The organism is Amycolatopsis coloradensis, assembly GCF_001953865.1.
Classification (GTDB): domain Bacteria; phylum Actinomycetota; class Actinomycetes; order Mycobacteriales; family Pseudonocardiaceae; genus Amycolatopsis; species Amycolatopsis coloradensis.
This window is the reverse complement of sequence record NZ_MQUQ01000027.1, coordinates 28,793-49,773: the sequence shown is the minus strand read 5'-3', so window position 1 is coordinate 49,773 and position 20,981 is coordinate 28,793. Positions and strand designations below refer to the sequence as shown.

Here is a 20,981-nt window from a genome sequence, read left to right as displayed (position 1 = left end):
CGCGTCTCTCTCCCCCCCACGATGACGGATCCGCAGAGCCGCTGGCGCGGCGTCCCAGGACATGACGCGCGCCCCGCTCGGCGATCGCCTCGCACACAGGGACGTCCGCGGCCTGTATTTCCAGAGCAGCGGCGAGGACCGCGTCCGCCCCGTGCAGGTAGCCGACCGCGCGTGCACCGCTCGACACAGTGCGAAATCCGCTCTGCGCGGGACCACACCGATCCAGAGATGCACACGGTCGTTCACCGCTGTAAAAGCGATTGCCGGTGCAGAATGCCTGTCCGGAGAGTAATGGCCCGGTCAGAACCAGTAGATCTGGTTACTTCGCACCATGTTGTGCTCCTCTTTTGACGATCGTTACTCCAATCCGGTGAAAGCTTGATAGGCGGTGCGTGAGTGAGCCTTCGCTGGGTAGACGGACAGTATGCGCACTGGATCAGCAGTCACCCCGGCACGAGACGTGGATGGCGGTCGTGCGGGCCCGTGGCTTCTCGGTTTGTCCGGGTTGGCGACACTCGCGGTCACCTACGGCTTCGGCCGCTACGGGTATGGCCTCTTCCTCCCGCGCTTCCAAGCCGAATTCGGCGGGTCCGCCGGCGCGCTCGGAGCCGTGACCAGCATCGGCTATCTGGGCGAGTTGCTCGCTCTCGGCGTCGTGGGCCGGTGGGCGGGCCGGAGGTCACCGCGGCTGCCGATCGCGATCGGGCTGGCTTGCGCCGGTGCCGGGATGCTGCTCATCGCCGTGGCTCCCGGCACCTGGGTCCTTGCCGTGGGAGTCGCGGTCTCCGGAATGGCTCCGGGCTGGGTCTGGACGCCGTATTCCGACCTCGTCCAAGACACCGTGAAACCCAGCGGGCGGACGCACGCGTTGTCGATGATCAGCACCGGCACGACCTTCGGGGTCGTGCTCGCCGGCCCAGCCGCCTTCTTCGCCACAGACTCCCGATGGAGGCTGGTCTGGCTCGGTGCCGCGGCGGTCGCTTTCCTCGTGATGGCGTGGAACATCCGCGCGCTGCCGTCCGCGCCGGTGAACCGCGCACGACCACGGGAGCCGGTTCAGTGGCGCGCCCTGGTCGGCAGGCGGGGCGCGTGGCCCTTGTTCGTGGCAGCCACGTCATCCGGGCTCATCGGTGCGGTTTACTGGTCGTTCGCCGGAGTCGCGGTCGCGACGGCCAATGACGGAGACGAACGCGTCGCCCCAGTACTGTGGACAGTCATCGGGGTCGCGGGAACGGTCGGGGTGCTCACGGGCCGCTTCGTGCAACTTCACGGCCTCCGTGCGACCTTCGTGACCACTCAGCTCGTCCTGTCCCTCTCCACCGCCGTTCTGTGGCTCGCGCCCGCGGGCTGGGGATTCGCACTGACCTCCGCTGTGCTCTACGGATGCGGCTTCATGGTCGGCGGCACGCTGCTGTCGGTGTGGAGTTCGATGGTGTTCCCAGACCATCCCACCCGCGGCTTCAGCGTGGTGGTCGTCTTCATCACCCTCGGTGCCGTGGCGGGCCCCTCCGCGCTCGGACTCGTCGTCGACAGCGCCGGGCTTTCCAGCGCCTTCGCCATCGCCACCCTGCTCGCCCTCGCCACACTGGCGGCTCTGCCACGACACTCCCGCAACCGATCGGAAGAGACGCAATGACTGCTCGACACCCTTTTCGCGAAGGCCCATGCCCTGAGGCACCACTGATGTACGACCGGGCGAGACTGGATCGGCTGAGCGAACTCGCTGGGGCCGAAAACCGGACCTTCAGACAAGTGTTCTGCACAGAACCACACATCGACGGTCGGCGGCTGAGTCACCTGACCACCGAAAGCCCGGACTTCGCCTGGCTCGGCCACTACGTCAGCGACGTACGGTTCCGGCGACTGCCCTCACTGCGCACCACCGCCGCGCTTGCCGGGAAGGATCGTGATGCCTGAACCACTGGAGCACATCGGTGGCCTGGTGTGCCTCGATTTCGCGAACACCGTCGGCCCCCGACGGACCCGTGCCGACAAGGCCAGCCACGACCATCTCACGGACTTCGCGAGCCTCGTCGAGTGGTCCGCGGACGCCGGGACCATCGGGGCGAACCGCGCGGGTCTGCTACGCAAACGCGTCCAACGTGACCCCGAAGCCGCCAAGGACACTCTTTCGCGCGCCAAACAACTACGCGAAGCCGTCTACGCGGTCTTCGCCGCCATCGCCCAGGGTGATGAGCCCCCACGTCCGTCGCTCACCCATCTCCAGCAGGCATACGCCGAGGCCATGCGCCGCGCCGACCTTGTCTCGACCCCCACGGGCCTGAACTGGAGCTGGTCACCTCGCGGTGAACTCGACTGCGTTCTCTGGCCGGTCGCCCGCTCCGCCGTGGAAGCGGCGATCAACGCCGACTTCACCCGGATCAAGGAGTGCCTCGGACATGGCGGCAGCTGCGGCTGGTTGTTCTACGACACCAGCAAGAACGGGTCCCGCCGGTGGTGCAGCATGAGTGCCTGCGGTACGTGGGAGAAGACCAGCCGACGCGGCTCCACCGCCAGGAAGGGATGACTCGTGTGCGGCGTCGTCACCATCCACGGCGAACCAGATCCGCGACTCGGCCGTCGTGTGCTCGGAGGGTCTGTCCACCAAGTCCGGCGGAATCTCATGGACGCGCCGGGATCGTCATCGGATCACGCGTGCCTGGAGCCGGATGACACGCGGCGGTCGAACCGGATGGGGTGGCCGGCGACGGGAGCGGGGTCGAGGGTGCCGGTGCGGGCGAAGGCCGCCCAGACGGCGCGGAGGGCGGCGCCGAAGGTGTCGACCTCGGACCACGGGATCTTGCCGAGCATCGGGCTGTCCTGCCACGCCCGCTCGGTGCCGAGCAGCAGCGGCAGGGTCCAGGCAGTGGGTGGCGCCGAACTCGGACCCTTCGGGCCGCCAGTCCAGACGATACGAGCGGACATCCGCTCCGGCCGAGCGCAAGCGGTCACCGAAAGCGGCCAGCGGTCGGATGTAGATCTCGTCGGTTCCGGCGGCGCCCGGGAACGCGGTGGTTTGCCTCGCCTGCTGGACGGCCGACTGAAATTCCGCCACCTCGTCCTGCTCGACGCGCTGGCCAGGCAGGGCACCGTGGTCGGGGCCGTCGCCGAGTTGCACGTAACCCAGCCGGTGGCGACCCGAAGTCTCGCTCCGATGATCGCCACCGCGGTGCTCAACACCACCGGCTCGACCACCGGCATCACCTGGTACCTGGCCGCGATCTGCGGCGTCAGCATGATCAGCGCGATGGCACTGTTCCGGCTGATCCCTTCCCGGGTCGCGGAATCCACAGTGGACGGACCGCGCGATGCGGTTCCGCTGTCCGTGAACACCCGCCCGGCCGGGCCCGACGATCATTAGAGTCCGGTTCATGCCGGTCACCACACGCACGGTCGAGTACCCCGCCGACGGACTGACGATGGTCGGGCACCTCGCGCTCCCGGAAGGAACCGACCGCCGTCCCGCGGTCCTGATCGGACCGGAAGGGCCGGGACTGAACGATTTCCAGCGACGCCGGGCCGACGCGCTCGCCGAGTCGGGGTACGTGGCGCTGGCCTTCGACATCAACGGCGGACGCTGGTTCTCGGACCCCGACGAAATGCTGGCGTACGCGATGCCCCTGCTCGCCGACCCGGACCGGATGCGGGAGATCGGCCACGCGGCCCTCGACGTGCTGCGGTCGGAGCCACGGACCGACCCCGGCCGGATCGGCGCCATCGGCTACGGCACCGGCGGCGCGATCGCGCTGGAACTCGGCCGGGACGGCGTCGACCTGCGCGTGATCGGGACGATCAACGCGCTGACCACGGGCCGTCCGGGCGAAGCGGCGCGTATCCGCTGCCCGGTCTGGGCCGGAGTCGGATCCGAAGACCCGATCATGCCGCCCGCGCAGCGGGAGGCGTTCACCGCCGAAATGCAGGACGCGGGCGTCGACTGGCGGCTCGTGGTCTACGGCGGCGCCCAGCACGCCTTCCACCACCCCACGGTCGACCACACCGTGCTCCCGGGTGTCGCCTACCACGCGCGGCACGCGGAACGGGCGTGGCGCGACGTCGTCGGCCTGCTCGGCGAATGCCTGCCCCTGGTCAGCCCAGCTTGAGCCACCCCAGCGCCAGCGCGACGACGAACCCGCTCGCCAGGACGACGAGAACACCGATGAGGATCAGCCAGGCGACCGGCATCGCCTTGGAGGGCATCGGTTGCGGGTGCGAGAGCCCGGACGTCTGAGCCGAGTCGGGTGGCGTCTCACCTGGCGAGACTCCACCTCCTGGTTCGCGGTGGGTTTTCTCGGGTTCCGGGTCGGGCGGCTTGGCTGTCATCGCCGGTGCTCCTTCAGTCGGTCTCACCGTGCGGGTACCCGAACCCAGGCGATGAAACCCCTGTCAGCCGAGCTGGGGAACATCGTTCGGGAATCCAGGCTGGATCCGTGCGGCCCGTCCACGAACGATTCACGCGCGAGACGGCGCCGGTCCTCAAGCGATCAGCCGGTCGATGGCCGGATGCATGGTGGAGGTGGGGCCTGCGTGATCGTGTACCGCCCTGACCGAGCAGTACACGATCACGATGTGGCGCACCAACAGCCGGCGCCGCTGCCCCCCGGGCACGATCAGCAGCTAGGGAACTCGCGGACTGAGGCGTGCCCGTGTCGAGCGTCGAACCTTCTCATCGCCCGGGCAAAAGCCCGGTAGCCGCTACTCGGCCGCCATACGCTCACGCAGGCTGCGGGGACGCATGTCGGTCCAGACCTCGTCCACGTGGTCCATGCATTCCTGTCGGGTACCTGTCTTGCCTTCCGGGCGCCAGCCGTCCGGGATCTCCTTGTCCGCCGGCCAGAGCGAGTGCTGGTCCTCGTCGTTGACCAGGACCTGAAAAGTGGCGTTGTCGTCCATCGGGTTTCCTTTCTCGGTTATTCGGGTTTGGTCGCGGCGGTCACTTCGACCGGTTCGGACGCGGCGGGAAAGCCGCGCAGGGTGGGATTGACGGCGGTCACCACGGTGACGACCGCGATGGCGCCCGCACAGACGAGCACCGCGGGCGGGCCGGGGAACGCGTCGACGAGCCAGCCGCCGAACGCCGGGCCGAGCGCGGCTGCCAGCCCGCCGGTCACGCCCAGCACTCCCCCCAGCCTGCCGCGTAGTTCGTCGGGGGTGTTCAGCAACTGGTAGGTGCCGATGGCCGTGTTCGCCGCAGGCGGGAGGAACGCGATCGCGGCGAACAGCAGCCCCATCAGGTAGCCGTTGTGCACGAAGATCGCGAGCGGCGTCAGCACGGTCAGCGCCCAGAACACCCCGGTTATCAGCAGATAAGGGCTGATCCTGCGATGCAGGTACGGTGCGGCCAAGGCACCGAGAATCCCGCCCGCGCCGAGCATCGCCGCCATCACACCGATCTCGCCGGACGGCATGCCGCGGTCGTTGGCCAGCACGATGATCACCAGGTAGTAGGCCGAGAAGAACAGGTTCAGGCTGACCACGCAGAACGTCGTGACGCGCAACCGGGGCTGCCCCCACACCCACCGCAGTCCTTCGACGATCTCCCGGCCCAGATGCGCCGGAGGCCGGGCGGCCGCGGTGGTCCGGTCCGGGAGCCGGACGAACAGCAGCGCCACGAACGCGAAGAGGTGGGTGAACACGTCGAACACGAACGGGACGAACCGGCCGAGCGCGAACAGGAAGCCACCGAGCGCGGTCCCGGACAACTGCCCGGCGCTGGTCCTCGCGGCGTTCAGCGCGACGGCCGCCGGCACCTGTTCGCTCGGCACCAGCCGAGGCAGGCTCGCCTCCTCCGCCGGTTCGAACAGCGCCCGGCACACCCCCATCACCACGGCGACGGCGACCAGGAGCCCGACTCCGGCCTTCCCCCACCACAGCGCGAGGACGAGCCCGGCGGCCGCGATCGCCTGCACGGCCTCACAGCCGAGCATGATCCGCTTACGCGGCCACCGGTCCACGAGCGCTCCGGCAGGCAGACCGGTGACCAGCTGGGCGATCGCGACGGCACCGACCACGAGGCCCGACTGCGCGGCGGATCCGGTGATCGCCAGTACCACCAGGGGAAAGGCGATCATGGCGGTACTGAACCCGGCCTCGGAGACGACCTGCCCGGTCCACAGGAGCCGGTAGTCACGGTTCTTTCCCAGCCTGCTCACGCGTCGTCTCCCCGGCAGTCGGCCGCGATGGCCCGCAAGGCGCCGGCGAAGTCCGCGGCCACCGCCGCGACCGTGGCTTCCGTGTTCAGGTGCGGCTGGTAGTACCAGGAGAATTCCAGCCTGCCGTCCCGCACGCCACCGACCACTTCGAGCACGTGCGGCGGGCGGTTCGCGGGATCCTGCTCCCGGCCGATCGGCGCGAGGGCACGCCGGTAGAGCCCGCTGCCCTCACCGGCGTGATCGCCTTGGCCGAGGTAGTTGAACGCGACCTCCGGTGCCGCATCGCGGAGGTCAGGGAACCGGAAGTGGCGCAGGGCACCGTAACCGAAACCGTTGCCGGGTAAGGCTCGCAGCTGTTTCCGGACCCCCTTGACGAGGTCACGCCAGCCGACGGCCGGATCGACCGTGAGCCCGACCGGGAACAGGGTGGTGAACCAGCCGACGGTCCGGGAAAGGTCGACGTCGTCGAGGATCTCTTCGCGCCCATGGCCTTCCAGTTCGACGGCGACGGATCGCTGCCCGGTCCACCGGGTGAGTGCTTTGGCGAGCGCGGTCAGCAGGACGTCGTTGATCCGGGTGCGATAGGCGCCGGGTGCCAGGTGCAGCAGGGCGTCGGTGTCCCGTTCGTCGATTTCGACGCTGACCACTTCGGGCGGGGCGGGCGGCGTGTCGGTCCGGTCGCGCGGGATCGTGCGACCGGGCAGTTCACGTGCCCAGTGCTCGTGTTCGCCGTCCAGCTCACCGGCTTCGACGAATTCACGCAGCCGGTGTGCCCAGTCGCGGAAGGACGTCGTCTTGGTCCCGAGGTCCGCCTTCTCCCCCGCCTCGATCTGCCGATACGCGTTTTCGAGGTCTTCGAGCAGGATGCTCCATGACACCGCGTCGACGACCAGGTGGTGCGCGGCGAGGAACAACCGCGGATTCTCCCCTTCCGCCGGATCCGTCAGCAGGGCGCGCAGATGCGGTGGCCGGGCGAGGTCGAAGTCCGCCTGCGCGTTTTCGGCTTCGGCGTCCAGGTCCGCCGCGGGCACTGCCCTCAGCACGGACCTCGGCTCGACCGGCTCGTTGTACTGCGTCCAGCCGTCCGCGGTCCGCTCGAATCGCAGGCGCAGCGCGTCGTGCTGGGCGACGACGGCGTCGAGTGCCTGCCGCAGCGACTCCTCGTCGACCGGTCCGCCGAGTTCGACGAGCACGGATTGGTTGAAATGCGCCGGATTGGCGGGCTCCGAGGCGAGGAACCAGTGCTGGATCGGCGTCAGCGGCACGTCACCGACGACGACCTCGCGGTCCTCGATCGCCGTGTCGGCCTCCTTCACCACCGTCGCGAGTTCGGCGACCGTCTGGTGGGTGAACAGATCCTTCGATCGCATCGCGAGCCCGGCCTGACGGGCACGGTGGACGACCTGGATGCTCAGGATCGAGTCGCCGCCGAGGTCGAAGAAGTTGTCCGTGGCCCCGACGCGGTCCACGCCGAGGACCTCGGCCCAGAGCTTCGCCAGTGACGATTCCGTTTCGGTGCGCGGTTCCACGTAGCCCGCGCCCTGGGTCAAGGACGGATCCGGTGCCGGGAGCGCCGCGCGGTTCACCTTGCCGTTGGGGGTCGTCGGCACCGAGGCCAGCGGTACGAAGATCGACGGCACGAGGTAGTCCGGCAGGGTCTCGCCAAGGTAGGCGCGCAGGTCCGCCGCTTCGCCGACGACGTAGGCGACGAGCCGTTTGTGCCCGCCGATCTCCCGGGCGATCACGACGGCGTCGCGCACCGACGGATGCTTCCGCAGCGCGGTTTCGATCTCGCCGAGTTCCACCCGGAAGCCGCGGACCTTGACCTGCTCGTCCACGCGTCCGACGAACTCCAGCGCGCCCGAGGCCGTCCACCGGACCAGGTCACCGGTCCGGTACATCCGGGTTCCCGCCGCGCCGAAGGGATTCACGACGAACCGGTCGGCGGTGAGGCCCGGCCGTTTCAGGTAACCGCGGGCCAGCCCGGCGCCCGCGACGAACAGTTCGCCGGTCGTCCCGATCGGCACCGGCCGCAGCGCGGTGTCCAGGACGTGCACCTCGGTGTTCGGGATCGGCGTGCCGATCGGCGGGGTGCCGCCGGGGCTCAGCGGTTCACTCCACGAGGTGACGACGGTGGCTTCCGTCGGCCCGTACGCGTTGATCATCCGCCTGCCGGGCGCCCACCGTTCCACCACCGCGGCGGGGCAGGTGTCGCCGCCGACGATCACGGTCCGGAAGTCCGGCAGCTGTGCCTCCGGCACGGTGGCCAGCGCGACCGGCGGGATCAGCGCGTGGGTGACCCGGTGCCGCCGCAGGACGTCGGCGAGCGGGGCACCGAGCAACGGTCCCTCGGGCGGTACGACGAGCGTGGCGCCGGCGGGCAGCGACAGGCACAGTTCCAGGATCGACGCGTCGAAGCTGGGCGAGCTGAACGCCAGGACGCGATCCCCGGCGCGCACCTCGCAGTGCTCGATTTCGGCGGCGGAGAACGAGGCCAGTCCGGTATGGGAGACGACGACGCCCTTGGGCCGCCCGGTCGATCCGGACGTGTAGATCACGTACGCGGGTTGCGCCGGATCGACCGGCACGCCCAGATCGGTGTCCGCGAAACCCGAAGCGTCGAGTTCCGTGTCCACCACCAGGACCGGGTCGGCGTCCCGCAGCATGAACTCCACGCGCTCGGCCGGATAACCGGGATCCACGGGCAGGAACGCGGCCCCGGTCTTCGCCACGGCCAGTTCGGTGACCACGAGCGGCACCGAACGCGGCAGGCGGACCGCGACGATCTTCTCGGGGCGGGCACCTCGCTCGGCGAGCAGTCGTGCCAGCCGGTTCGCCCGGGCGTTCAGCTCCGCGAACGTCAGCGAGCCGTCGTCGGACAGCAGCGCGGACGCCGTGGGAGTCCGACAGGCCTGTGCCTCGACCAGTTCGGCCAGTGAAGCGGCCGGGACGTGTCGTGTGGTGTCGTTCCAGTCCCGCAGTTGCTCGAGTTCGCCCGAAGGCAGCATCGGCAGGGTGGCCATCGCGCGGTCCGGCTCGGCGGCGAGCGTGCTCAACAGCGTCCGCAGCCGCGCGATCAGGCGCTCGATCGTCTCAGCGTCGAACAGCCCGGTGCTGTAGTTGATCGCCCCGTTCAGCCCGTCGCCGTCCTGTTCGAACTGCACGAGCAGGTCGAAGCTCGCCGATCCGGCGGGCAGCGGCTCCTCCCCCGCGACCAGCGCGCCGGTGCCGGGCCGGTCGCCGGTGTTCTGCAGGACCACCATGGCCTGGAACAGCGGCGTCCGGCTCGGGTCGCGGACCGGCTGCACGGCGTCCACCACGCGTTCGAACGGGACGTCCTGGTCGGCGAACGCGTCGAGCACCACTTCCCTCACCTGGGCGAGGAGTTCCCGGAACGACCGTTGTTTGTCCACTGTGGACCGCAGGGTCAGGGTGTTGACGAAGAACCCGATGAGGCGCTGCAGTTCGGCGCGGTCCCGTCCGGCCGTGACGGTGCCGACGGCGACATCCTCCTGGCCTGTCCAGCCGGCCAGCAGCACCTGGCAGGCCGCCACCAGTGCCATGAACAGCGTGCCGTCCTGTCCCTTGGCCAGTTCCCGGAGCTTCGAGGTGACGTCGGCGGGGACGTCGAAGCCGAGCCAGTCGCCTTCCACCGTGCGCACCGCGGGGCGGGGCCGGTCGGTGGGCAGTTCGAGCGGTTCGAGTCCGGTGAGCCGCTCGCGCCAGTGGTCCAGCTGCCCGGTGAGTTCAGGGCCGTCGAGCTGTTCGCGCTGCCAGGTCGCGAAGTCCGCGTACTGCACGGGAAGGGCGGGCAGCCGCGGTTCCTCACCGCGGGCGAAGGCGGTGTAGCAGTCGTCGAGTTCGGCGGCCAGCACGCCCGACGACCAGCCGTCGGTGATGATGTGGTGCAGCGCCAGCAGCAGGACGTGCTCGTCGGACGACCGGCGGAACAGCCTGGCGCGCAGGAGCGGGCCGGTGCGCAGGTCGAATGGCCGCGACGCCTCTCGCGCCAGCGTGTCCTCGTCGAAGTGCTCGACCGGAAGGTCGACGTGATAGGGCTCGTGGACGTACTGGACGCCGCGGCCGTCGACGGCGTCGAAGGTCGTGCGCAGCGATTCATGCCGGGCGACGAGAGCGTCGAGTGCCTGGTTGAGAGCGCCGAGGTCGAGTTCGCCGTGCAACCGCAACGCCGTTGGCGAAAGGTATTCAGCACCGCCCGGCTCGAACTCGTCCAGGAACCACAGCCGCTGCTGGGCGAACGACAGCGGAAGAGCACCATCCCGGGCCACGGCCGGGATCTGCGGCGTCTCGGCCCGATGGTCCGGCAACGCGGCGGCGAACCGGCCGAGTGTCGGCGTGGTGAACAGCGCGCGTGGCGAGATGTCGACACCCAGTTCGGCACGCACCCGTGACGTGATCCGCATGCTGAGGATCGAGTCCCCGCCGAGTTCGAAGAAGCTGTCCGTGACGCCGACCTGGTCGACCTTGAGCACCTCGGCCCAGATCCCGGCGAGGCGGTGTTCGGTCCGGGTCCGCGGTGCCACGTACTCGACGGTGGTGTCCCTGCCGGGCGCGGGCAAGGCCCGGCGGTCGACCTTTCCGTTGCGGGTCAAGGGAAGCGCGTCGAGGGCGACGAACGCCGTCGGGACGAGATGGTCCGGCAGGCGGTCCCGCAGCCAGTCCCGCAGGCCCTGGGTGCCGCCGACGACGTAGGCGACGAGCCGCCCGTCGCGCGCGGCGACCGTGGTGTCGGTGACCGCGGGATGCCGCCGCAGCACGGCCTCCACTTCCCCGGGTTCGACCCGGAAACCGCGGATTTTCACCTGGTCGTCGACGCGGCCGAGATAGTCGATCTGCCCGTCGGCGGTCCAGCGCACGCGGTCGCCGGTGCGGTACATGCGGGTGCCCGGCCGGCCGAAGGGATCGGCGACGAACCGGTCCGCGGTCAGCCCGGGACGGCCGAGGTAACCGCGGGCCAGCTGGACACCGGCGAGGAACAGCTCGCCCGGCATCCCGGCCGGTACCGGCGAGCCGGACGCGTCGAGGACGTACGCCCGCAAGTTGGCCAGCGGACGGCCGATCAGCGGCCGTTCCCCCGTCACCGGGGTGTGGACGGAGTCGACGGTCACTTCGGTGGGCCCGTAGTAGTTGTACGAGGTGACGCCGGATTCCACCAGCTCACGCCACAGCCGCTCACCGGTCGCCTCGCCGCCGACCAGCATGGTGCCGGGCCGGTGTCCGCCGGTCAGCAGACCGGCGTCCATCAACTGCTGGAGGTAGGTCGGGGTCAGGTCGAGCAGGTCGATCCGGTGGTCGCGGACGTAGTCGACGGCGGCACGGGGATCGAGCCGGGTCTCGTCGTCCATCACGTGGAGTTCGTGGCCGTCGATCAGCGCCAGCAGCCCTTCCCACGAGGTGTCGAAGGACAACGAGGCGGTGAGCGCGACCCGCTGTCGTTCCTCGGTGAGGAAGACGCGACGGTGCGCGGCGAGCAGGTTCATCAGGCCGCGGTGCTCGATGACGACGCCCTTCGGCGTGCCCGTCGAGCCCGAGGTGTAGATAACATAGGCGGCGGTGTCGACACTCGCCCGCGTCCCGTCCGCGGTCCCGTGAACGTGCTCCGATTCGCCCAGCACCACCGCCGGTCGCGCGTCGTCCAGCAGGAACCGTTTCCGTTCCTCCGGCAGGTCGGGATCGATCGGGAGGTACACCGCGCCCGCTTTGAAGATCGCGAGGATCGCGATGACGGCTTCGGCCGAGCGCGGCAGTGCGACGGCCACCACCTCTTCCGGACCCGCACCGCGGGCGGTCAGTTCCCGCGCCAGCCGCGTCGCGCGGGCGTCGAGTTCGGCGAAGTCGAGGGCCGTGTCGCGGAACACCAGCGCGGTCTCGTGCGGCACGCGGGCGACCGTCGCCTCGAAGACGTCCAGGACCGTGCCCGGCGGCACGTCGATCACCGGGCCGCTGCCCGAGGCCACCAGGCCACGCAGTTCGCCCGAGGTGAGCGGGGAAAGCGCGTCGAGCCGGCACTCCGGGTCCGCGGTGATGGCGCGGACGAAGCCGGCGAGCTGGTCCCCCAGCCGACGGACCGTGGCCGTGTCGAACAACCGCGGGTCGTACGACAACTCGAGGCCGAGTTTGTCGTGCAGGTACGCGGTGAGGTTCAACGGGAGGTTCGTCGTGTCCAGCGAATCGACGTCGAGCACGTGCACGTCGGCCTGCCCGCTGTCCTCGATCGGGTAGTTCTCGAACACCACGACGGTGTCGAACAGGGCGGTCCCGGCGGGCACCGCCGTCAGCGCCTGGAGTTCGGACAGGGCGAGGAAGTCGTACCGGCGGGCGTCGGCCTGTGCCGCCTGCAGTTCCCGCAGCCAGTCGACGGCGGATTCCCGCCCGCGGATCTCCACCCTGGCGGGGACGGTGTTGATGAACATGCCGATCATCGCTTCGACACCCGGCATCCTCTCCGGGCGGCCGGAGACGGTGGCGCCGAACAGCACGTCGGTTTCCCCGCTGTAGCGCGAAAGCAGCAACGCCCAGGCGCCTTGCACGATGGAGTTGACCGTCAGCGCGGCGCCCTTCGCCATCTCGTGCAGCCGGGAGGACTCCTCCGGGGACAGTTCGACCAGGACGGCTTCCGCGGATTCGGCGCGGTGGACCTCTCGGGGCTGCCGGTCGTAAGGCAGCGGCGTCGGTGTCGTGAAGCCGTCCAGCACCGCACGCCACTGGTCCAGCGCCTCGGTGTGGTCTTGGACGTCGAGCCAGGCCAGGTAGTCGCGGAACGGACGGCGGGGAACCAGCCGCGCCGCCCGGCCTTCGACGATGGCCGCGTACTGCTCGCACACCTCACCGAAGACCTGCGCCGTGCTCCAGCCGTCGAGCAGCACGTGGTGCGAGGTCCACACCAGCTGGACCTCGCTGTCGGCGACCCGGGCGATCGCCAGGCGCATCAACGGCGGCGCGGTCAGATCCATCCCTGCCGCGACGTCGTCCGCCAGCAGTTTCGTCAGTTCCCGCTGCTGCTCGCCCGGGGTGAGCCCACGCCAGTCGTGCTGCCCGACCGGGACCCGGACCTCGCGGTGGACGCGCTGGACCGGTGTGTCCATGCCTTCCCACGCGGTACTGCTGCGCAGGATCGGCGTCCGGTCGACGACGCGTTGCCATGCTTCGGCGAGTGCCTCCGGATGGCTCACTCCCGTCAGGCGCAGCCGGAACTGGTCGAAGTAGGCGTTCGAACCGGTGTCGACCAGGCTGTGGAACAACATGCCCGTCTGCAACGGCGTGAGCGGATAGATGTCCTCGACGTCGCGGCCGTCCCCGGCGAGCCGGTCGACGTCGGCCTGGCCGAGCCGGGCCAGCGGGAAGTCCGACGGCGTGCGACCACCGGCGCCGGCGCAGTGCGCGACGATGCCGCGCAAGGCGTCGAGCATGGCTTCGGCGAGCGCTCGAACGGTGTCTTCCTCGTGCACCTCGTCCGAGTACTGCCAGGTGAGATGCAGTTCCCCGCCTTCGACGACACCGATGACGTCGAGCAGATACGGGCGGACGCTTTCCGGGTCGGTGTCCTGCCCGATGCTTTCACCTCGCCCTTGGAACCATCCTTCGGCGGTGCTTCCCATATCCCAGCGGCCGTGGTAATTGAAGGAAATCCGCGGCACGCCAGCCGCGCGCAAGGCGGAACCTGGTGCGTCAGGATGGCTCAGGTAACGCAAGGCCTCGAATCCGGCGCCTTTGTTCGGAACCGCGCGCAGTTGTTCCTTGACGCTTTTGAGCACGTCACCCCAGTCACCCTCGGGCAAGGTCAGCGTGAGCGGGTACTGCGCGGTGAACCAGCCGATCGTCCGCGAAAGGTCGAGTGGCCCGGCGATCTCTTCGCGGCCGTGACCTTCCATGGCCAGCACGATCCGCGGCCTGCCGGTCCACTCGGACAGCACTCGGCCCAGCGCGCTCACCAGGACGTCGTTGACCTCGGTCCGGTACGCGTCGGGAACGTCGCGAAGGAGCGCGGCGGTCTCGGCCCGGCCAAGTGACACCGAGACGCCGCGCTCCGACTTCGCGGCGTTACGGCCCGAACGGTCAACCGGAATATCCGTTCGCGCTCCGCGAGAGGAAGTTTCCCAGTACGAGGTTTCCTTGTCGAGGTGTCCCATTTTCACGTGCTCGTCCAGTGCACGCGCCCAATATGTGAAAGAGGTTCGCACTGGTTCCAGCGCTTCGCCGAGATAAGCGCGTTCGAGGTCGGCCAGCAGGATCCGCCACGACACCCCGTCCATGACGAGGTGGTGGGCGGTGAGGAACAACCGCGGCGCCCGGTCCCGGAAGGTGAACAGCACCGCACGCCAGAGCGGCCCGGTGACGATGTCAAGCGAGGTCTGTGCCCGTACCGCTTCGGCGTGCATCGCCTCGGTCACGTCGTCCACTTCGGACAGATCGACCTGACGGAGAAGGTCGGCGGACTCGACCGGCACGGCTTCCTGCTCCCAGCCGTCGTCCTTGCGGGAGAAGCGCAGGCGCAGCGCGTCGTGCCGCTCGGCGACCCTGCTCAGCGCGGTGATCAGTTTCGGAACGTCCACTGTGGACAGGACGACGTGCACGGACATGGTGAGCCGCCACGGCTCGTCCAGCTGCTCGAACAGCCAGGACTGGATCGGGCCGAGCGGGGCGGGCCCGCCCTTGTCCTCGACCGGCGCGACAGGCGCGTCGGGCTGGGCGACGGTGGCGAGTTCGGCGATGGTCTGGTTGCGGAAGAGGTCCTTGGACGTCAAGGCCAGCCCCGCCTGCCGGGCCGCGGCGACGACCTGGATGCTGAGGATCGAATCCCCGCCGAGGCCGAAGAAGTTGTCCTCGACGCCGACCCTGTCGACACCCAGTACCCCCGACCACACCTGTGCCAGCACGGCCTCGACTTCGTCGCGCGGGGCCACGTGACGGTTCTCGGTCCGTACGCCCGGCTCCGGCAGCGACCGGTGATCGAGCTTCCCGTTGGCGTTGAGCGGCAGCCGTTCCAGCGCGACGAACACCGCGGGCACCATGTGCGCGGGCAGCGTGCGGCCGAGGAACTCGCGCAGTGCGGTGGTTCCCGGCACGGCCCCGGTCAGATAGGCGACGAGACGCCGGGCGTCTCCCGTGCCGTGGACGACGACGGCGGCCGCGTCGACGTCGGGATGCGCGATCAAAGCGGCTTCGATCTCGCCGGGTTCGATCCGGAACCCGCGGATCTTGACCTGGTGGTCGGCCCGGCCGCGATAGTCCAGCTCACCGTCGGCGGTCCAGCGCAGCAGGTCGCCGGTGCGGTACATCCGGGTTCCGGGCGCGCCGAAGGGATCCGCGAGGAAGCGTGACGCGGTCAGGCCGGGTCGGTTGAGGTAGCCGCGAGCCAGTCCCGCGCCCGCGACATACAGCTCACCGGTGACACCGGGCGGCACCGGCGTGAGGCCGGCGTCGAGCACGTAGGTCCGCAGATCCGGGATCGGGACACCGACCGCGCCGGATCCTCCGGCTTCCAGCGACCGATAGGTCACGTGCACCGTGGTCTCGGTGATGCCGTACATGTTGACCAGCCGCGGCCCGTCCGGATGCCGCCGGTACCACTCCGCCAGCCGCGCGGGGTCCAGCGCCTCGCCGCCGAAGATCACGTACCGCAGGCTCAGCGGTGGCGAGGACAGGGCACTCAGCCGGTAGAACGCCGACGGCGTCTGGTTGAGGACCGTCACCCGTTGCTCGGCAAGCAGCGCCAGGAAGTCCTCCGGTTCACGGACCGCGTCCTGCGGGACGACGACGAGCCTGCCGCCGTGCAGGAGCGCGCCCCACAGTTCCCAGACCGAGAAGTCGAACGCATAGGAGTGGAACAGCGTCCAGACGTCCTGGTCGCCGAAGCCGAACCAGTGTTCGGTCGAGGAGAACAGCCGGGTCACGTTCGCGTGCGGGACCAGCACACCCTTGGGCACGCCGGTGGAACCGGAGGTGTAGATGACGTAGGCGGCGTTCTCCGCCGCGACCTGCACTTCCGGAGCCGTCTCCGGCCATTCGGCCGCCTCGACGGAGTCGACGACGCCGACCGGGCGCGCGTCCGCCAGCGTCGCCTCGATCCGCGCCCGCGGGTAGGCGGGGTCGATCGGGAGGTACGCCGCGCCCGTCTTCAGCACCGCGAGCACCGCGACGACGAGGTCGGCCGAGCGCGGCAGCCGGAGCGCCACCAGCCGCTCCGGACCGGCTCCTTCGGCGATCAGCCGGTGGGCGAGGCGATTGGCGTGGCGGTCCAGTTCGTCATAGGTCAGCTCGGTGGTCCCGCTCGTCACCGCGACGGCGCCGGGGGTGCGGGCCGCTTGTGCGGCGAAGAGTTCGTGCAGGGCGGGCGCCGGTCGCGCGGCCGCCTTGCCGTTCCACTCCAGCAGGACGCGGTCGTGGTCGGCGGGGCTGATCCACGGCAGCTTCCCGAGCGGCTGCTCCGGTGCGGTCGCGATGCCGTCGAGCAGCAGCCGGAGCCAGCCGGTCAGCCGTTCGATCGTGGCGACGTCGAAGAGATCGGTGTTGTAGTTGACCAGCGCGTCGAGGTGTCCGGCGGTCTCCTGGAAGTGGATCGTGAGGTCGAAGCCGGCGGTCACGACCGGGGGCGCCAGTTCCTCGACGTCCACGCCGGACATCGACGGACGGGAGTCCGGCGTGTTGTGCACGACGACCAGCACCTGGCACAGCGGGGTCCGGCTGGTGTCGCGTTCGGGCTGGAGGTCGTCGACGACGCGGTCGAAGGGCACGTCCTGGTGAGCGAAGGCGTCCAGGACGGTGTCTCGCACTTCGCCAAGGAAACTGTCGAACCCCCGGTTCAAGTCCACTGTGGACCGTAGGACGAGCGTGTTGACGAAGAAGCCGATCAGCCCTTCGAGATCGGTGCGCTCACGGCCGGAAACGACGGTGCCGACCGCGATGTCGTCCTGCCCCGACCACCGCGCGAACACCAGCTTGGAAGCGGCGAGCAGGGTCATGAACAGCGTGCCGCCCTGGCGGCGGGACAGCTCCTTGAGCCGCGCCGTGGTGCCGGCGGGAACGCTGAATTCGTGCAGGGCGCCGTTCTTGGTCCGGACGGCCGGACGAGGCCGGTCGGTGGGCAGTTCCAGCGCCGGGATCCCGTCGAGACGGTGACGCCAATAGCTGAGCTGGGCGTCGAACTCGGTGCCCTGTAGGCGTTCCCGTTGCCAGACGGCGTAGTCGGCGTACTGCGCGGACAGCGGCGGGAGGAGCGGGTCCTCGCCGCGGACGAACGCGGTGTAGCAAGCGGCGAGTTCGCCCAGCAGTACGCCCGAGGACCAGCCGTCGGTGACGATGTGGTGCAGCACGAGGGTGAGCACGTGATCGCCGGGGGCCAGCCTGGTGAGCGCGGCCCGCAGCAACGGGCCGTCGTGCAGGTCGACGGGACCGGTCGCGGCGGCGAACGCGGTGTCGAGGTCGCCGTCGGACACGGGGACCTCGACGGCGTACGGCGGATGGATCACCTGGACACCGCGGCCGTCGACGGTCGCGAAGGTGGTGCGCAGGGATTCGTGCCGGGCGACCAGCGCGGTCAGTGCCCGGTTCAGCGCGCCGGCGTCCAGCTCGCCCCGCAGCCGCAACGCGGTCGGCGACACGTATTCGGTGCTGCCCGGTTCGAACTCGTCGAGGAACCACAGACGTTGCTGGGCGAAGGACAGCGGTGCCTCGAAGCGGCCGCCGTCACGGGGCAGCAGCGGGATCACCGCCCGGGACGCCGTGGCGGACGGAAGTCGCGCGGCGAGCTTGGCCGGGGTGGGCGCGGTGAACACCAGCCGGGCGGGCACGTCGGCGCCCAGCGCGTCCCGCAGCCGCGCGACGACCCGGATCCCGCGCAGGGAATCCCCGCCGAGGTCGAAGAAGTCGTCGTCGGCGCCGACCTGCTCGACGCCGAGAACCTCGGACCAGATATCGGTCACCAGCCGCTCGCGCTCGTCCCGGGGAGCGACGTACGGCGTGGAGGACGTCTGCTCCGGATCGGGCAGGGCGCGCCGGTCCAGCTTGCCGTGCCGGGTCAGCGGGAGCCGGTCGAGGGCGACGAACGCCGCGGGCACGAGGTGGCCGGGCAGGACCCCGGTCAACGCGGTCCGCAACCGGGCAGGATCGGCGTCGCCGACGACGTAGGCGACCAGACGGCCGTCGCGCGCTTCCACCGCGGCGTCGGTGACGTCCGGCTGCGCACGCAGGGCGGCTTCGACCTCGCCCGGTTCGATCCGGAAGCCGCGTACCTTGACCTGTTCGTCGACGCGGCCGAGGTGTTCCAGCTGTCCGTCGGCCATCCAGCGGACGCGGTCGCCGGTGCGGTAGAGCCGGGTTCCGGGCGGGCCGAACGGATCCGCGGTGAAGCGGTCCGCGGTCAGGCCGGGTCTGCCGAGGTACCCGCGGGCGAGCTGCGCACCGGAAAGGCACAGCTCACCCGGGACCCCGGCCGGAACGAGCCGCGACCACTCGTCGAGGACGTAGGCGGTGACGTTCCCGAGCGGCCTGCCGATCAGGGGCCGCTCGCCCGCCACCAGTGCGCTCGTGGCGTCCACAGTGGACTCGGTGGGCCCGTAGTAGTTGTGGACGGCCGTGTCGGACGCGGTGAGTTCACGCCAGAGATCCTCGTCGAGGGCCTCGCCGCCGACCATCAGGAACCGCGGCCGGTGGTCGCCGTCCAGCAGCCCGGCCGGCAGCAACTGCCGTAGGTAGGACGGCGTCACGTCGAGGAAATCGACGCGCTCCTCCCGGACGTAGCGGGTCAGCTCGGCCGGGTCGAGACGGGTGTCCTCGGTGATGACGTGCAGCTCGTGGCCGTCCGCCAGCAGCACCGGGCCTTCCCACGACGTGTCGAACGACAGCGTGGCGGTCAGCGCGACCCGCAAGGGATCGCTGCCGAACACGGCGCGGTGATTGGCCAGCAGGTTGACCAGGGCCGCGTGCTCGACGACGACGCCCTTCGGCGTGCCCGTCGAGCCCGACGTGTGGATGACGTACGCGGCGTCGGAAAGCCGGGGCGCGGCCGGTCTCGGGTGGCCGGTGGTGCCGTCGGAGATTTCCTCGAGCACGACCACCGGGCGGGTGTCGTCCAGCAGCACCCGGATCCGCTCCGGTGGCAGCCCCGGGTCGATCGACAGATGGACGGCGCCCGCCTTGAGCACGGCGAACAACGCGACGATCGCGTCCGCCGAACGCGGCAGCAGCACCGCGACGACCCGGTCCGGACCGGCACCGCGGGCGGCCAGTTCCCCGGCGAGCGCGTCGCTGCGGACGGCGAGTTCGGCGAAGGTCAGCCGGACGTCGCCACAGACCAGCGCGGTCGCGTCCGGCCGGGTCCGCGTCTGGTGGTCGAGGAGATCCACGATGGTCGCAGCGGGCACTTCCAGCCCGCTTCTCCCCCAGTCCAGCAGACGCCGATCTTCGGCGTCGCCGGTCAGCGGCAGGTCGGCGATCCGGCGGCCGGGGTCGGCGGCGATCCCGGCGAGCAGCCGCAGCAGGTGTCCGATGAGGCTGTCGACGGTGGCGGCGTCGAACAGTTCGGTGCTGTATTCGAAGAGTCCCGCGAGCTTGCCGCCGGACTCCTCGAACTCCACGGAGAGGTCGAAGTTCGCCGAGTCTCGCGCGACGTCCGCCGGTTCCACGGCCAGTCCCGGGAACTCCGGCCCGCCACCGGTGGCGGAATGCAGCAGCACCATGACGTCGAACAGCGGGTTGCGGCCGGGATCACGGCCTGCCCGCACGGCGTCGACCACCGCGTCGAACGGGACGTCGTCATGGCCGAACGCGTCCAGAACGGTCTGCTTCGTGCTGGTCAGGTGTTCGGTGAACGACGCCGACCGGTCCACGGCCGTGCGCAGGACGACCGTGTTGACGAAGAAGCCGACGACGCGTTCGAGTTCCGGCCGTTCGCGGCCCCGCACGACGGTGCCGAGCGCGATGTCCTCCTGCCCGGTGTAGCGGGCGAACAGCGCCTGGCAGGCGCTGAGCAGCACGGTGAACACCGTGGTCTCCGAAGACCGGGCCAGCTCCGCCAGCCGCTCCGACACCTCCGCGGGGACGGCGAACTCCCGCACCGCTCCCGCGGTGCTCCGGACCGCGGGCCGCGGCCGATCGGTCGGCAACTCCAGCGGAGAGACGTCGGCGAGCTGCTCCTTCCAGAAGTCCAGCCCGGCACCGCGGAGCGGCCGGTTTCCTTGCCAGACGGCGTAATCCGCGTACTGCACCGGCTGCGCGGGCAGGTCCGCGCCCTCCCCGTCGCGATACAGGAGGCCGAGTTCCTCGGTCAGCACGCCCATCGACGCGCCGTCGGTGGCGATGTGGTGCACGCACACCAGCAGCACGTGCTCGGTCTCGGTGAGCCGGACCAGGGCCGCGCGCAGCAGCGGACCACGGCGCAGGTCGAACGGCCGCGTGTACTCGGCTCGCAGGACGTCTTCGAGATCCTCGGGTGAGACGTCCACGACGGGCAAGGCGACGTCATACGGAGCCTGGACGAGTTGGACGCCCTCGCCGTCGACCTCGTCGAAGGTGGTGCGCAACGGTTCGTGCCGGGCGACCAGCAGGCGAAGCGCGGTGGCCAGCGCGGCACGGTCGAGCGATCCGGTCAGGCGCAAGGCGAACGCGCTGTTGTACTCGGAGTCGTCCGGGCGCAGCCTGCTGAGGAACCACAGCCGGCGCTGGGCGGGCGAGAGCGGGATCGGGCGGGAACGGTCGGCGGCGGCCGGGATCTCCGGCGCCGGTGTGGCCGTTCCCGCCATCCGCGCTCGCAGCACCTCCCGCAGGTGGGCGGGCAGTGCCGCGATGCGGTCCTGTCGGGACGAGGTCATGGTG

At 70.1% G+C, this 20,981-nt stretch carries 10 protein-coding genes; 5 read left to right on the top strand and 5 right to left on the bottom strand.

Annotation, left to right across the window (positions count from 1 at the left end):
* Nucleotides 1–496 precede the first annotated feature (496 nt).
* From BS329_RS37005 to BS329_RS36995, 3 genes are all read left to right on the top strand, one after another.
* Complete coding sequence (locus tag BS329_RS37005; RefSeq protein ID WP_158075867.1) at nt 497–1,636, top strand: MFS transporter; 1,140 nt, start codon at nt 497–499, stop codon at nt 1,634–1,636.
* 116 nt (nt 1,637–1,752) lie between these two features.
* Nucleotides 1,753–1,917, top strand: a complete 165-nt coding sequence (locus tag BS329_RS43615; RefSeq protein WP_158075866.1) for a hypothetical protein — start codon at nt 1,753–1,755, stop codon at nt 1,915–1,917.
* Complete coding sequence (locus tag BS329_RS36995; protein WP_076167652.1) at nt 1,910–2,527, top strand: CGNR zinc finger domain-containing protein; 618 nt, start codon at nt 1,910–1,912, stop codon at nt 2,525–2,527. The genes BS329_RS43615 and BS329_RS36995 overlap by 8 nt, the downstream gene beginning before the upstream one ends.
* 122 nt (nt 2,528–2,649) lie before the next feature.
* Here the strand turns inward: BS329_RS36995 and BS329_RS45300 are convergent, their stop codons facing one another.
* The gene (locus BS329_RS45300; RefSeq protein ID WP_208619347.1) at nt 2,650–2,925 is read right to left on the bottom strand and encodes a hypothetical protein; all 276 of its coding nucleotides are present in this window, start codon (nt 2,923–2,925) and stop codon (nt 2,650–2,652) included.
* Between the two features lie 91 nt (nt 2,926–3,016).
* Here BS329_RS45300 and BS329_RS36990 point away from each other — a divergent pair, with 91 nt between their 5' ends.
* Nucleotides 3,017–3,361, top strand: coding sequence for a hypothetical protein (locus BS329_RS36990; protein ID WP_076167684.1), 345 nt, complete (start codon nt 3,017–3,019; stop codon nt 3,359–3,361).
* A 10-nt stretch (nt 3,362–3,371) separates the two neighbouring features.
* On the top strand, nt 3,372–4,100 hold the full coding sequence (locus tag BS329_RS36985) for a dienelactone hydrolase family protein (protein WP_076167650.1): 729 nt from the start codon (nt 3,372–3,374) through the stop codon (nt 4,098–4,100).
* Here the strand turns inward: BS329_RS36985 and BS329_RS36980 are convergent.
* The 4 genes from BS329_RS36980 to BS329_RS36965 all read right to left on the bottom strand — a co-directional run bounded on the left by BS329_RS36980 (nt 4,087) and on the right by BS329_RS36965 (nt 20,977).
* Nucleotides 4,087–4,320 carry a DUF6480 family protein gene (locus BS329_RS36980; protein WP_076167648.1) on the bottom strand — a complete coding sequence of 78 codons (234 nt, stop codon included), beginning with the start codon at nt 4,318–4,320 and terminating at the stop codon, nt 4,087–4,089. The two genes, BS329_RS36985 and BS329_RS36980, sit on opposite strands and share 14 nt — an antisense overlap.
* Before the next feature lie 372 nt (nt 4,321–4,692).
* The gene (locus tag BS329_RS36975) at nt 4,693–4,890 is read right to left on the bottom strand and encodes an MbtH family protein (protein ID WP_076167647.1); all 198 of its coding nucleotides are present in this window, start codon (nt 4,888–4,890) and stop codon (nt 4,693–4,695) included.
* 17 nt (nt 4,891–4,907) lie between these two features.
* Nucleotides 4,908–6,149, bottom strand: a complete 1,242-nt coding sequence (locus BS329_RS36970; RefSeq protein WP_084750688.1) for an MFS transporter — start codon at nt 6,147–6,149, stop codon at nt 4,908–4,910.
* The gene (locus tag BS329_RS36965) at nt 6,146–20,977 is read right to left on the bottom strand and encodes a non-ribosomal peptide synthetase (RefSeq protein ID WP_076167643.1); all 14,832 of its coding nucleotides are present in this window, start codon (nt 20,975–20,977) and stop codon (nt 6,146–6,148) included. Before BS329_RS36965 ends, BS329_RS36970 begins: the two co-directional genes overlap by 4 nt.
* Between the last annotated feature and the right edge of the window lie 4 nt (nt 20,978–20,981).

Bases quoted from the DNA above. Each gene is read 5' to 3' on its own strand.
- BS329_RS36995 (WP_076167652.1), top strand. From the start codon at position 1,910: ATGCCTGAACCACTGGAGCACATCGGTGGCCTGGTGTGCCTCGATTTC.
- BS329_RS45300 (WP_208619347.1), bottom strand. From the start codon at position 2,925: ATGTCCGCTCGTATCGTCTGGACTGGCGGCCCGAAGGGTCCGAGTTCG.
- BS329_RS36985 (WP_076167650.1), top strand. From the start codon at position 3,372: ATGCCGGTCACCACACGCACGGTCGAGTACCCCGCCGACGGACTGACG.
- BS329_RS36980 (WP_076167648.1), bottom strand. From the start codon at position 4,320: ATGACAGCCAAGCCGCCCGACCCGGAACCCGAGAAAACCCACCGCGAA.
- BS329_RS36975 (WP_076167647.1), bottom strand. From the start codon at position 4,890: ATGGACGACAACGCCACTTTTCAGGTCCTGGTCAACGACGAGGACCAG.
- BS329_RS36965 (WP_076167643.1), bottom strand. From the start codon at position 20,977: ATGACCTCGTCCCGACAGGACCGCATCGCGGCACTGCCCGCCCACCTG.